The sequence below is a fragment of the Variovorax sp. GrIS 2.14 genome (assembly GCF_046115955.1).
Lineage (GTDB): Bacteria > Pseudomonadota > Gammaproteobacteria > Burkholderiales > Burkholderiaceae_C > Variovorax.
The window spans coordinates 184433-197161 of sequence record NZ_JBJXIA010000006.1 but is presented as its reverse complement, the minus strand read 5'-3'; the positions used below and the strand labels follow the sequence as shown (position 1 = coordinate 197161).

At 63.7% G+C, this 12729-nt stretch carries 12 protein-coding genes and 1 tRNA gene; 3 read left to right on the top strand and 10 right to left on the bottom strand.

Translation table 11 applies throughout. The features are described 5' to 3' along the window. Positions 1 to 3: 3 nt before the first annotated feature. Positions 4 to 92 (top strand) — tRNA-Leu (locus tag RCH10_RS12545). A gap of 386 nt (positions 93 to 478) precedes the next feature. Here the strand turns inward: RCH10_RS12545 and RCH10_RS12540 are convergent. The 5 genes from RCH10_RS12540 to RCH10_RS12520 all read right to left on the bottom strand — a co-directional run bounded on the left by RCH10_RS12540 (position 479) and on the right by RCH10_RS12520 (position 4647). Beyond that, a complete protein-coding gene (locus RCH10_RS12540; protein ID WP_409052604.1) occupies positions 479 to 757 on the bottom strand; it encodes a hypothetical protein in 279 nt (92 codons plus the stop codon). A gap of 83 nt (positions 758 to 840) precedes the next feature. Continuing rightward, positions 841 to 1239 (bottom strand): hypothetical protein, encoded by a 399-nt coding sequence (locus RCH10_RS12535; protein ID WP_409052603.1) that lies wholly within the window; start codon positions 1237 to 1239, stop codon positions 841 to 843. Positions 1240 to 1317: 78 nt separating this feature from the next. Beyond that, positions 1318 to 1926 carry a TMEM175 family protein gene (locus RCH10_RS12530; RefSeq protein WP_409052602.1) on the bottom strand — a complete coding sequence of 203 codons (609 nt, stop codon included), beginning with the start codon at positions 1924 to 1926 and terminating at the stop codon, positions 1318 to 1320. Beyond that, entirely contained in the window at positions 1919 to 4153 is a 2235-nt protein-coding gene (locus tag RCH10_RS12525) for a molybdopterin cofactor-binding domain-containing protein (RefSeq protein ID WP_409052601.1), read from the bottom strand. The genes RCH10_RS12530 and RCH10_RS12525 overlap by 8 nt, the downstream gene beginning before the upstream one ends. Next, complete coding sequence (locus tag RCH10_RS12520; protein ID WP_409052600.1) at positions 4150 to 4647, bottom strand: (2Fe-2S)-binding protein; 498 nt, start codon at positions 4645 to 4647, stop codon at positions 4150 to 4152. The genes RCH10_RS12525 and RCH10_RS12520 overlap by 4 nt, the downstream gene beginning before the upstream one ends. 535 nt (positions 4648 to 5182) lie before the next feature. Between RCH10_RS12520 and RCH10_RS12515 the strand changes: the two genes are divergently transcribed. Then, entirely contained in the window at positions 5183 to 5824 is a 642-nt protein-coding gene (locus tag RCH10_RS12515; protein WP_323497006.1) for a DUF6806 family protein, read from the top strand. An 18-nt stretch (positions 5825 to 5842) separates the two neighbouring features. On the opposite strand, the gene RCH10_RS12510 is transcribed toward RCH10_RS12515, so the two are convergent. The 4 genes from RCH10_RS12510 to RCH10_RS12495 form a co-directional block, all read right to left on the bottom strand. Continuing rightward, on the bottom strand, positions 5843 to 6676 hold the full coding sequence (locus tag RCH10_RS12510; RefSeq protein WP_409052599.1) for a hypothetical protein: 834 nt from the start codon (positions 6674 to 6676) through the stop codon (positions 5843 to 5845). A gap of 5 nt (positions 6677 to 6681) precedes the next feature. Next, positions 6682 to 7554 (bottom strand): glutamate racemase, encoded by an 873-nt coding sequence (gene murI, locus RCH10_RS12505; RefSeq protein WP_409052598.1) that lies wholly within the window; start codon positions 7552 to 7554, stop codon positions 6682 to 6684. Next, positions 7551 to 9104, bottom strand: coding sequence for a fumarate hydratase (locus RCH10_RS12500; RefSeq protein ID WP_323497009.1), 1554 nt, complete (start codon positions 9102 to 9104; stop codon positions 7551 to 7553). Before RCH10_RS12500 ends, murI begins: the two co-directional genes overlap by 4 nt. A 65-nt stretch (positions 9105 to 9169) precedes the next feature. After that, on the bottom strand, positions 9170 to 10426 hold the full coding sequence (locus RCH10_RS12495) for a branched-chain amino acid ABC transporter substrate-binding protein (RefSeq protein ID WP_409052597.1): 1257 nt from the start codon (positions 10424 to 10426) through the stop codon (positions 9170 to 9172). Positions 10427 to 10631: 205 nt separating this feature from the next. Here RCH10_RS12495 and fumC point away from each other — a divergent pair, with 205 nt between their 5' ends. Next, entirely contained in the window at positions 10632 to 12017 is a 1386-nt protein-coding gene (gene fumC, locus RCH10_RS12490; protein WP_409052596.1) for a class II fumarate hydratase, read from the top strand. Between the two features lie 49 nt (positions 12018 to 12066). Here fumC and RCH10_RS12485 read toward each other — a convergent pair whose 3' ends face one another. Next, positions 12067 to 12681: a YqhA family protein gene (locus RCH10_RS12485; protein WP_187052266.1), complete on the bottom strand. Its 615-nt coding sequence runs from the start codon at positions 12679 to 12681 to the stop codon at positions 12067 to 12069. Between the last annotated feature and the right edge of the window lie 48 nt (positions 12682 to 12729).

Below are 12729 nucleotides of genomic sequence, written 5' to 3'. Positions count from 1 at the left end.
GTTGCCCGGATGGTGAAACTGGTAGACACATCGGACTTAAAATCCGCCGACTGTAAAAAGTCATACCGGTTCGATTCCGGTTCCGGGCACCAACTTTCCCCCATGAAGACCTCACGCGACACGGCGTAAATGCGAAGCGTCCTGCAGACTGTGGAGGTTGGGGTCGTTGGGGCTGACGTGGGGAATTTCTACAAGCCCCGGACCCTTGGGCGTGTTGACGCCGGCTCATATCTGACCCGGATGCCGACATTGGGCTGACCCATACCGTCACCTCCAACCCAATGCTGGCAATGATTATCGATGCCGGCCCATGGGTCAGCGAAATGCCCGGTATGTGGTTCAATTTTCGAACGGCCGCAACACCGCACGCCGTGAAAAGGCTCATGCCCTCACCTCTTGGCTGTTAGGGCCGTCATTTCCATCGTCCGAATCGTCGAATTCCTCGTCTTCGCTCTACATCGGCGGTAGCAGGGTGGCGTCAACAGTTCTCGATGTCTGTTTCGGTATTGGTATTTCCGGTGTGTCTGTTCGACATCGCTTGCGCCCAGTGCGCCGCCCGAGCCGTTGGCGGTGATAGCTGCCCGCGTCGGCCTATTTGTTCGGTGGCGCGGTCGTTTACTCGCTCCATGCCGGCAAGGGTTTGCTTGGTCTGACCGCCGACGACATGGTCGGCCGGCCGTGTTTGTCTGGCGGTGGTCGGAGCTTCAGTGGCGCTGGAGACCGTGATGACCAGCGAGACAGATCGTGCGATGAACATGGACCTGTTCGCGCGGCATCTGCTTGTGTTGTTCGAGCACACGTCGCACGCCGTTTAAGCGACCGGCTCCCACCGCGGAAAACTCACTCGATCGGGCACCAGCGTTTCACGGCTTCGGCCGTGTCGAACGGCCCGGTGTTGAAACAGAGGCGTGCCTGTGGCGCGCCTTCGTGCACCACGTTGAGCATTTTCTCGAACAGCAGAAAGTTCTGGCCGATGGTACCAACGCCGGCACCGATCACCACGCAGTCATAGCGCTTCTCCTGCAGGCTCGTGCGGATCATGGCCTCGGCGGTCGCGCCGAAATCGGTGAGGCACAACTTCGCGTCATAGCCCAACGCCGTCAAAGTGGCGATGTCCTTGTCGAGACCGCCCTGTACTTTCTCGGCGGTCATGCCGGGAAAGGCCGCGTAGGCCGGATCCGCATAGTCGATGAGGGTGGGCTGAAGACCGATGGAGAGGACTGATTTTTTTGCGTTCATTGTGATTCCCTGATGGCTGATAAAAATTTGAAAGTGGCGCTATGAAGACGGAATAAACCTGAATTGCAGAGGCGCCTGTCAGGCTGTGCGCGCAGCCTTGAATTGCCGCTCTGGAACAAAGTACAAGAGGGGTATGGCGGCGTAGATGAGGTAGGCGATGTACACCGACACGAAGCTCAGCGCGGCAGCACTCAGGTAGACGAGCACCACGGCGATGTCGCCATGCCACTTCGGCGGTCGGCCACTGGCTTGGCCGGCCCTGCTTTGACGCCAGGCCTCCCATGTCAGGCCGGGGAAGGCCAGCGAACAGGCGGCGAGGTTCAATCCATACAGGCACGCCGCGAGTGACGACTCATGGTTTTCGCCCACCAGACTGGTCGTGAACGGGATGAGCGACATCCAGAACAACAGATGAAGATTCATCCACAGAGTGCGCCCATTCACGCGGCGCAGCGTGTGCACGATGTGGTGGTGATTGACCCACATCACCGCGACCACCAAAAAGCTCAGCACATAGCTCAGCATGACGGGCGCAAGCCCGATCAGGCCAGGCCACGTCAGCGGATGCGGTGCCTTGAGCTCCAGCACCATGATCGTGATGATGACGGCAATGACGCCGTCGCTGAAAGCCTCCAGGCGTCCCGGTCCCATGATGCCCGGGCCATGCTCCTCCGGCGCGCTATCCATGGCGACCCCGCTCGCGCGACGAGATCGGTAACCAGCCGACGGGCGGACGCCAGTCCGACGCACCGGCAGAGGTGTTCAGCCCGGCCGGGACGGACCAGGGCTCGATCACTTCACCGGCCAGCACCAACGGCACCGCATGGCATCGTTGGCCGCACGCCATCGCCAGGGCGTTGGCCAGCGCCGGCGCAATGACGCAGGCAATCGTCTCGCTGGCGCCGCTCGGCGGTTGATCCGACTGGACGATGTGCGACTCCACGGACGGCATCGTGTGCATGCGCGTCACGTGATAGTCGGAGAAGAACTGCTGGTCGACCTCGCCATCGGTGAAGGTGATCTGGCCGAAGCGCGCCAAAGACAAGCCGAACGCAACCGAGCCTTCGATCTGCGAGACGACGTTGTCAGGGTTGATGACCAGGCCGCAATCGAGCGCCGCGACGACGCGGTCGACGGAATACGACTTGCCATCGGCAGCCACCGTGACTTCGACGACAACGGCGCCGTACGAGCGGTGGCCGAAGGTCACGGCCACGCCACGCCCGCAACGGCCGCTGCCGGCCGCGGCCGCCATGGGCTCGAACCACCGCGCCTTGTCGGCGACACGATCGATACAGCCGCGCTCGCGCGATTCCGCCGGCAGGGCCCCGCGCCGGAACTCGATCGGATCCTTGTCCGCGGCAAGCGCGAGCATGTCCATCATGGATTCGATGGCAAAGGCGTTATGGAACACACCGGAGGTGCGAAGCCATGAGGGTGTGATCGGGTAGCTCGGGCTGTGCAGCTCGATGCGCAGGTTCGGTATGTCGTAGGGCTGATCGATGCCACCTTCCACCGAAAACATGTCTACACCGTCGTGCACCATGCCGCCTTCCATCAGCGTGCCGGTGGCGATCGACTGCCCAGCGAGCCGATGCCGCCACGCCACCAGGCGACCCTTTGCGTCGAGCCCGGCGTCGATGCGGTGCACGAAGGCCGGCCTGTAGGCGTTGTGCGGTCCGGCCATGTCGTCGGCCCGGTCGTACATGAGCTTGAGTGGGATGGTGATGCCCAGCGCCCGCACGATGCTCAAGGCTTCGATGCCTGGAACGCTGTGCGCGGTGGCGCGGCGCCCGAAGCTGCCACCCGTCATCTGCATATGGAAGGTGACCTTGTCGGGCGTCACGCCGGCCGCCTGCGCCAGCTGGAACTGGTCGATCGACACCATTTGCATTCCGCCCCAGACCTGCAGCGCACCATCGCCCAGCTGGACCACGATGTTCATCGTCTCCATGGGCGCGTGTGCCTGGTAAGGCACCTGGAAGCGGCTGTGCAACTGTGTGACCGCGCCGGTGAGTGCGGCCGCCACATCGCCTTGCGCGGCCGCCACGGTGCCGGTGTCCGAGTCGACCATCGCGCCGAGCTCGGCGTAGATGTCGGCAGACGACTTGCGAAAAGCCTGCGACAGATCCCATTCGATCTGCAGCAGATTGCGTGCCTGCAAGGCCGTCCAGAAATCGTCGGCCACCACGGCGACGCCGGCGGGCACTTGGACGACGTGACGCACGCCAGGAAATGCGAGTGCCCGGGCGGCGTCGAAGCGGGCCACGACTGCACCCGCACGGCTTGGGCGTGCAATCACCGCGGTCAACATGGCGGGCAGCTTCAGGTCCTGCGTGAAGCGGGTCTGCCCGCGAATCTTGTCCACCGCATCGAGCCGCGCAAACGGCTTGCCGATGTAGATGAAACGCGACGCGTCCTTGACCGCGACGTCGACCGGCACCGGTTGTGCCATGGCGTCGTGCGCGAGTTCGCCGAAGCGCGCGCTGCGCGTGCCGTCACGCTCGCGAACGACACCCTGTTCGATCACCAGCGAGTCGAGCTCGACCGACCAGCGCGAGGCCGCAGCGGACAGGATCATGCTGCGCATCGCCGCGCCTGCCTGCCGCATGACCATGTAGCCGGCTTGCACCGACGTCTGGCCGCCGGTGCCCTGGCCGCCACCCATCAGCACGTTGCCGTAGGCCTGGCCGATGGGCGCAGCGACCACGCGCATCTGGTCATGGCGGGCATCGAGTTCTTCTGCCACCAGGGTGGCGAGGCCGGTGTAGATGCCTTGGCCCATTTCCATGCTTTTGGAAACAACCGTCACCGTGTCGTCGGCATCGAGCCGGATGAACGAGAGCGGGTCGGCTGTCGCCGGAAAAAGCAGGGTCGTGCCGCGTGGCGGCGCCATGTGGGCTTCTTCGCTCATGCGACCTCCAGTGCGGCGGTGCGCAGAACACCGGCCGCGCGATGCACGGCCTGCCGAATGCGGGCATAGGTGCCGCAGCGACACAGGTTGTGCTTCAACGCTTCGTCGATATCGTCGTCGGTGGGGTCGATGTTGCGCGCCAGCAGGATCGACGCGCTCATGATCTGCGCCGGCTGACAAAAGCCGCACTGCGACACGTCGATGGCTTCCCACGCCGAAAACAGCGCCTCGGCGACCGGGCCATGAAGACCCTCGATGGTGGTCACCGACTTGCCCGCAAGATCGCCACAGGTCACCTGGCACGCGTGCTCTTGCGCACCGTCGATAGAGACCATGCAGCCACCACAAACGCCGTGCCCACAGCCGAATTTGGTTCCGGTCAGGTCAAGGCGATCACGAAGAACCCACAGCAAAGGCATTTCTGCCGGCGCGCGAACTTCGTGAACTGTTCCGTTCACATTTATTTTCATATCACTCCCTGTTGCGTGCAGCATATGGGCGTGGAGCCCGCGCAGCACCCCGCATTGTGAGCACCTGCGAGCCCGTTCAGCCCGAAGTGCCGACGCGCGTTCAGGAAAATAATTTTTGCCTGCGAGGGCCGATATCCTCCTAGACAAGGACCTCGTTGGCGAAGCGGCGAAAACTCATCCAAATTATCTGCAAGGGCCGGTCCGCTCGGACGAGACGAGTGGTAGCTACGTGTTTTCGTTGCCTCAGGATAGCCAGAGGCAGGTCTCGTTGGCGCCGCTGGCGTTTGACTTGGGCGTCAAGTTGTAGACGTCCCTGCCGGCGATAACGCCGTTGGGATTTCGTGGGGACTTAACGCCAAATTTCGTCCGAATCCGATGGTTGCTAACGGCAAATCAAGCTTTCAAAGAGGCGAATCCCCCTGTGAAACCAGTCTTCCGGGCGGTGCGATACTTAGGGGTTAACGGGGCCCATCGAACTTAAAATCCGCCGCTTCCTGAATAAGGAGCATGCCGGTTCGATTCCGGCTCCGGGCACCAACCAGACACAAGGGAGCACTTCATGCCTCGCTACAACGCTCCGTTCGAAATTCATGTGCACGGCGATGTACCGTTGCGCGCCGATGTGACCTTTGCGCAGATCCAGGAGGCGCTGACGCCGCTCTGGCAATACGCAGGTGCCAAGTCGCTCGCCGACGGCGCCACCAGCGTTTATGAAGAAGAGCCCGGCATCCGGTTCGAGCAAAAGGAGCATGTGCTCCAGCTGTGCTGGACCGTCGCCGGCGATGAAGATTTCCGCCAGGCGCTCGACGAGATGGCCATGGCGCTCAACGAACTCTCCGACCGCGGCGCTGCCATCGAAATCACCTTCTACGACACCGAGTTCGACGAAGAAGAAGACGGCGACCCTGAAGACGAATCGCGCGACGACTTCATCATGCTGTTCGTGGGCCCCAATCCGGCCGCGATCATGCAGGTGCAGCGCGACCTGCTGGTCGAAGACGTGGTGAACCTGATGGAACGCCACTTCGACGGTGCCGAATTGAGCGGCGTGGTCGCAGAAATAGACAAGCTCTTCGGCGAGCGTTTCGACGCACTCGTCAATTCGCTGGAAATCGGCAAGCGCCCGCGTGGCGCGGGTGGCAGCGGTGGTTCGGGTGGTGGCGGACACGGCGGTGGCCGCCGGCCGCGCCACCTTCATTGAGTCGTCCTCCCCAGCGCGTCAGTATCCCGCGCTGATTTCCGATGCGCGGTACGCCGTGCCATCGAAGCGCAGCGTTTTCGAGCCGAACTTCGTCGGCCGTTCCTGCGTCGTGCATTCGTCTCCCTGCGCGACTGACCGCGTTCCCGACCGCGTTTGATGCAGCACGAGATCGGCATAACCATTGCTGATCGTCCGCGCGATCGACAGGCTGCCCTGCACCGTCTCGAAGTTGCCGTTGCAGTTGGTGTCCCATTCGCCGCGCTCTAGCGTCGTCTCCAGCTTGTCCAGCACCTTCAGCAGCTTGAGGCCGTGCGGCACGTAGAGGGTCAGCGTTTCGTTCGAGAACGGATTGGTGCGTGAGCTGCCCTGACGGACGATGCGCAACCCGAACGCGCGCGTTTCCGGCGCGAGCGTGTAGCGCGCGGTGTCGACCTTGATGTCGGCGATGCGCACCGCGTCTTCCGAGAGCGCCGATTCTTCGAACATCCGGCTGACGACCTTGGCCCGCTCGGTATTGCCGTTGTCGGCCTGCTGCACGACCATGACGTCGAGGTCGAAATCGGCCATGTCCGCTTCAGAGCCTGCCCGGACCAGTGGCAGCACGACGATGAAACGCCCCGGTACGCCGCGCCACGGCTGGCAGACGGCCCGCTCGTGGTCGAGCTGTCGCTTGGGATGCAGTTTCTCGTGCATCCGCTCTGCGAGGCCGCTGTCGCAGGATGCGTGGCCTGCGATGCCGTAGCCGGCCAGGACGGCGGCCACGAGCGGCAGTCGCAGGCGGCTGATCATGTGGATCCAATGCGTCGTGTGGGTCACGTATTTCGTGCAGGGCGGGCGCAGCACGTCGATCACCTCGATCAGGCCGCTGCCATAGCCGCGGCTGAAAACACGGCGGCCGGCGCCGCCGATCGCAGCAACCACCGGCTCGCTGCCGCGTCGAGTTGCGACGAGTGACCGCTGGTCAAGAGCAAGGTCGTGCGGGTTCTATCGCGTGTCGTACCGGTTGCGTCGGCCGTATCTTCTTGTCGGGTCGCGCTCACGGCAAGCTGCTGTGACGCAGCGAGCAACCGCCGTGTCTGCTGCGCCACGGGTGCACCCGTGTCGATGTAGTGCACCTCGGCGCCGGTGCTTGCTCGAAGCTGCTCCGCGACGAACGGATAGTGCGTGCAGCCGAGGACCAGCGTATCGACCTTGCCGGCCGCGATGCCGAACGTGCCCGCAGCCGCGGCGTACCTGGCGCACAGCGACGCGATGCCGGCCGCGTCGTTCGCTTCGATGGCTGCCGCGAGCCCGTCGCATGGCACCAGACTGAAGTCGGCTTGCGCAGCGAGCGATGCAAGCAAGGCGTTGAACTTGGCACTCGCCAGGGTGCCGCGCGTCGCGAGCACGGCGATGCGGCGCGTGCGGCTGATCGCCACCGCCGGCTTCAAGGCAGGCTCGACGCCCACGAGGGGCAGTGCAGCATGGTCGACCCGCAACAAGTGGATCGCGGCGGCCGTGGCGGTGTTGCATGCGACCACCATCGCCTTGATGTCGTGCGCGTCGACCAAGTGGCGCGTTACCGCGCGGGTGCGTGCAGCCACGTAGTCGTCGCCGCGCTCGCCGTACGGCGCGTGGGCGGTGTCGGCGAAGTAGACGAAGCGCTCGTTGGGCAGCTCGGCCTGCAGCGCGTTGAGCACGCTGAAGCCACCGATGCCGCTGTCGAACACACCAACGGGTCGATCGCTCAAATCGCTTCCAGCGCGATCGTCTTGAGCGCGCCGGACGCGATGCGCTTTTGCCACTCGGCCGGGCCGGTGATGTGAACGCTGGTGCCGCCCGCATCGACCGCCACCGTCACCGGCATGTCGACCACGTCGAACTCGTAGATCGCCTCCATTCCGAGGTCAGCGAAGCCGACGACCTTCGCCGTCTTGATCGCCTTGCTCACCAGATAGGCCGCACCCCCGACCGCCATCAGGTAGGCGCTCTTGTGCTTCTTGATCGCCTCGATCGCGACCGGGCCGCGCTCGGCCTTGCCGATCATCGCGATCAGGCCGGTTTGCGCGAGCATCATTTCGGTGAAGCCGTCCATCCGCGTGGCGGTGGTCGGGCCGGCCGGGCCGACGGCTTCACCCTTCATCGGATCGACCGGGCCGACGTAGTAGATGACGCGGTTGGTGAAGTCGACCGGAAGCTTCTCGCCCTTTGCAAGCATGTCGGCGATGCGCTTGTGCGCCGCATCGCGGCCCGTGAGCATCTTGCCGTTGAGCAGCAGCGTATCGCCCGGCTTCCAGCTCGCCACTTCGGCGGGCGTCAACGTGTCGAGGTCGACGCGTTTGCTCTTCTTGTAGTCGGGCGCCCAGTCGACATCGGGCCACAGGTCGAGCGAGGGCGGCGTGAGATACACCGCGCCGCTGCCGTCCATCACGAAATGGGCGTGCCGCGTGGCCGCGCAGTTGGGGATCATCGCGACCGGCTTGCTGGCCGCATGCGTCGGGTACATCTTGATCTTGATGTCGAGCACCGTCGACAGGCCGCCCAGGCCCTGCGCCCCGATGCCGAGCGCGTTGACCTTTTCGTACAGCTCGATGCGCAGTGCCTCGACCTTGGTCAACTCGGCGCCCGATGCCTTCTTGGCCTGCAGCTCGTGCATGTCCAGGTCGTCCATCAGGCTTTCCTTGGCCATCAGCGCGGCTTTCTCTGCCGTGCCGCCGATGCCGATGCCGAGCATGCCGGGCGGGCACCAGCCCGCGCCCATCGTCGGAACCGTCTTGAGCACCCAGTCGACCACGCTGTCGCCGGGGTTCAGCATCACCAGCTTGCTCTTGTTCTCGCTGCCGCCGCCCTTGGCCGCGACCGTCACTTCAAGTGTGTTGCCGGGCACGATCTCGGTAAAGATTACCGCCGGCGTGTTGTCCTTGGTGTTCTTGCGGTCGAACTCCGGGTCGGCCACGACCGACGCGCGCAACGTGTTGTCGGGATGGTTGTAGCCCTGGCGCACGCCCTCGTTGATGGCGTCGTCCAGCGAGCCGGTGAAGCCACCCCAGCGCACGTCCATGCCGACCTTCAGAAACACGTTGACGATGCCGGTGTCCTGGCAGATCGGCCGGTGGCCGGTCGCGCTCATCTTGCTGTTGGTCAGGATCTGTGCGATCGCGTCCTTGGCGGCTGGGCTCTGTTCGCGGTCGTACGCTTTGGCCAGATGCGCGATGTAGTCGGTCGGGTGGTAATAGCTGATGTATTGCAGCGCGGCGGCGACCGATTCGATCAGGTCGGCCTGCTGGATGGTGGTGGTCATCGTGCGGTCTTTTTGTGCGGTGGGGAGCCGAAATTATCCCCCACCGCCCCGCGATGTACCTTGCGTCAGGCCGGCGGCCGCTTCATCTGGCAGGACGTTGGCTGCGCGCTCACATACGAATCCCACACCACTTCGGAACGGAAGCCGTAGCCCGTGTTGTCGGCGTCGTGTTTCACGCCGGGGCTGCCCTGCTTGGCCCACACGCCGAGGTAGATCGGGGCGAGCATCTGGTGATCGACCTTGCGCATCTCGACTTCGCCGACCGGGCTCTCGTACTTCATGCCTTCCAGGGCGAATGCGACCTTCTTCGGGTCGGTCGATTTGGCCTGCCGCATGGCAGCGCGCAGCATGTTCATGGTGTACCAGTGCGACGCGTAGATGAAGTCGTCTTCCGGCGATTTCTTCTTGTATGCCATGGCGATCTTTTCGAGCGCGGGCGTCGGTGCGTTGCTGCCCCAGTTCCACATCACGTTGACTTTCTCGACGCCCCACGAACCCATCTGCGCCGGGATGCCCGGATTGTTGGCGTTGAAGGTGTAGAAATTGATGTTGAGGTTGTAGTCCTTGGCGGCCTTGAAGAGGAGGCCGAGGTCGGTGCCCCAGTTGGAGGTGATGACCGTGTCGGCGCCCGACGCGGCGATCTTGGCGACGTAGGGCGCGAAGTCCCGCACCGTGGCGATCGGCACGTAGTCCTCGCCGACGATCTGGATGTCGGGCCGCTTTCTGGCCAGGTAGGCGCGTGAGGCCTTTGCGACCTGCTGGCCGTGCGTGTAGTTCTGGTTGAACAGGAACACCTTTTTCACGTCCGGCTTCTTTTGCAGATAGGTCGTCAGGCCTTCGATCTGCATCTCGCTAGAGGGATAGAAACGGAAGTGCCAGAAGCTGCATTTGTCGTTGGTCAGCCCCGGGTCCATCGCCGAATAGTTGAGGTAGACCATCGCGTTGTTCGGGTCGCGATCGGCCTGCTTGTTGATGGCGTCGACCAGCGCAAACGCCACGCCCGAGCCACCGCCCTGGGTCGCGTAACGGATGCCCTGGTCGGAAGCAGCCTTCAGCGCCACGGTGCTTTCCTGCGGTGAACCCTTGCCGTCGAACGGCACGATTTCAAGTTTCGGGTCGGTCGGCGTGGCATTCGCGTTGAGTTGCGCGACGACTTCTCGCAGTTGGTTGAGCGAGCTCTGGCCTGTGAATGCGAAGGCGCCGGAGAGCACCTCGATGAAGGCGATTTTGACCGTCTCTGCTGCCGACGCGATGCCGCATGCGGCGAGCGCTGCAACGCACAGCAACGACCGGACCGGGCGGATGAAACCTGAGCGCTGCATGCGTGTCTCCAATGGGTTTTGTTATGGAGAAGGACAGTAGGGCGCGCGTCGCGGCGCCGACGTCGCCCACGCGACATTTCTGCGCAGGGACTATCCCTTAGATGCCTCTGACCGCGGGCGCTTTTGAAATCCCTGCCAGTGAGAACCCTTCTTGTTCGGCCCATACTGGCAGTTCGTTTCATCACTGCGACCACAGCTTCTCCTCATGACCACACGCACCGAGCGCGACACTTTCGGCCCCATCGACGTTGCGTCGGACAAGCTCTGGGGCGCCCAAACGCAGCGCTCGCTACAGAACTTCGACATCTCGGGCGAGCGCCAGCCGCGTGAAATCATCACGGCGCTGGCGCAGGTCAAGCGGGCGTCGGCGGTGGTCAACCACGCGCTCGGCCTGCAGGACGAAAAGAAGACTAAGGCCATCGTCGCCGCGGCCGATGAAGTCATCGCCGGGAAGCACCCGGACGAGTTCCCGCTGGTGGTGTGGCAGACCGGCTCCGGTACGCAGACCAACATGAACGTGAACGAGGTGCTGGCCAACCGAGCGAGCGAGTTGCTCGGCGGAGAGCGTGGCGAAGGGCGGCTGGTGCATCCGAACGACGACGTCAACCGCAGCCAGTCGAGCAACGACGTGTTCCCGACTGCCATGCATGTGGCTGCCGTAGAGGCGCTCACCCACAAGCTGCTGCCTGCCATCGCCAAGCTGCGTGGCACGCTGGAGCAGAAGTCGCTCGACTTCATTGACATCGTGAAGATCGGGCGCACACACCTGCAGGACGCGACGCCGCTCACGCTGGGCCAGGAATTTTCGGGCTACGCGGCGCAGCTGAAACACGGTGAAGCGCATGTGCGCGCAGCGCTGCCGCACCTGTGCGAGCTGGCCCTCGGCGGCACGGCGGTCGGCACCGGGCTCAATGCGCCCAAGGGCTATGCCGAGCAGGTGGCGGCCGAACTGGCGCGCCTCACGGGGCTGCCCTTCATCACCGCGCCGAACAAGTTCGAGTCGATGGCTTCGGTCGATGCGCTGGTGCATGCGCACGGCGCGCTCAAGACATTGGCCGCCAGCATGAACAAGATCGCCAACGACGTGCGCTGGCTGGCGAGCGGCCCGCGCAGCGGCATCGGCGAACTGAGCATCCCCGAGAACGAACCTGGCTCTTCGATCATGCCGGGCAAGGTCAACCCAACGCAGAGTGAGGCGGTCACCATGCTGGCCGCGCAGGTGATGGGCAACGACGTCGCCATCAACATCGGCGGTGCGTCGGGCAACTTCGAGCTCAACGTGTTCCGCCCGATGGTGGCGCACAACTTCCTGCAGAGCGTGCGATTGCTGGCCGATGGCATGGTGAGCTTCAACGACCATTGCGCTGTCGGCATCGAGCCGAACCGCGAGCGCATCGCCGAGTTAGTCCAGCGCTCGCTGATGCTGGTGACGGCGCTGAACACGCACATCGGCTACGACAAGGCGGCCTACATCGCCAAGAAGGCGCACAAGGAAGGCAGCAGCCTGCGCGAGGCGGCCGTGGCTTCAGGGCACCTCACAGGTGAGCAATTCGATGCCTGGGTCATTCCTGAAAACATGACCGGCCGCTGAGAGCTGTCAAGCCGGGGCGCCCGGCGGAGCGCCCGGAATTTGCGTTGAGTCAGTGCTCGCCCGGCGCGCGCGCCATCAGCTTGTCGGTGTACGCAATCGCCATCGCAGACATCAGGAAGGTGATGTGGATCACCGTCTGCGCGATCAGCACCCGGTCGGTGTAGTTGTCGGCGTTGATGAAGGTCTTGAGCAGATGAATCGAGCTGATGCCGATGATGGCGGTGGCCAGCTTCACCTTCAGCACAGAGGCGTTCACGTGGCTCAGCCACTCGGGCTGGTCGCGGTGGCCTTCGAGGTCCATCCGGCTCACGAAAGTTTCGTAGCCGCCCACGATCACCATGATGAGCAGGTTGCTGATCATGACCACGTCGATCAGCGCCAGCACCACCAGCATGATGACCGTCTCGTTGAGCGTGACGATCGGCGCCGCGGTCTTGTAGCCGATGCTGCTGATCAGTGCCTGCAGCGCCGTCTGGCTGCCGAACGCCGCCTCGACCAGATGCAGCAGTTCGACCAGGAAGTGCACCACGTACACGCCCTGCGCGACGATCAGCCCGAGGTACAGCGGCAACTGCAGCCAGCGGCTCGCGAAGATCAACTTGGGCAGGGGGCGCAACGGCGAAACCTTGCCTTGCGTGGGAAATTGCGGGTCGGGAATGGACATCGGGCGTGGAGGGTGGAAAAGGCAATTTTAGGGGGCGGAAATGGGTTG

Bases quoted from the DNA above. Each gene is read 5' to 3' on its own strand.
- RCH10_RS12540 (WP_409052604.1), bottom strand. From the start codon at position 757: ATGTTCATCGCACGATCTGTCTCGCTGGTCATCACGGTCTCCAGCGCC.
- RCH10_RS12535 (WP_409052603.1), bottom strand. From the start codon at position 1,239: ATGAACGCAAAAAAATCAGTCCTCTCCATCGGTCTTCAGCCCACCCTC.
- RCH10_RS12530 (WP_409052602.1), bottom strand. From the start codon at position 1,926: ATGGATAGCGCGCCGGAGGAGCATGGCCCGGGCATCATGGGACCGGGA.
- RCH10_RS12525 (WP_409052601.1), bottom strand. From the start codon at position 4,153: ATGAGCGAAGAAGCCCACATGGCGCCGCCACGCGGCACGACCCTGCTT.
- RCH10_RS12520 (WP_409052600.1), bottom strand. From the start codon at position 4,647: ATGCTGCACGCAACAGGGAGTGATATGAAAATAAATGTGAACGGAACA.
- RCH10_RS12515 (WP_323497006.1), top strand. From the start codon at position 5,183: ATGCCTCGCTACAACGCTCCGTTCGAAATTCATGTGCACGGCGATGTA.
- RCH10_RS12500 (WP_323497009.1), bottom strand. From the start codon at position 9,104: ATGACCACCACCATCCAGCAGGCCGACCTGATCGAATCGGTCGCCGCC.
- RCH10_RS12495 (WP_409052597.1), bottom strand. From the start codon at position 10,426: ATGCAGCGCTCAGGTTTCATCCGCCCGGTCCGGTCGTTGCTGTGCGTT.
- fumC (WP_409052596.1), top strand. From the start codon at position 10,632: ATGACCACACGCACCGAGCGCGACACTTTCGGCCCCATCGACGTTGCG.
- RCH10_RS12485 (WP_187052266.1), bottom strand. From the start codon at position 12,681: ATGTCCATTCCCGACCCGCAATTTCCCACGCAAGGCAAGGTTTCGCCG.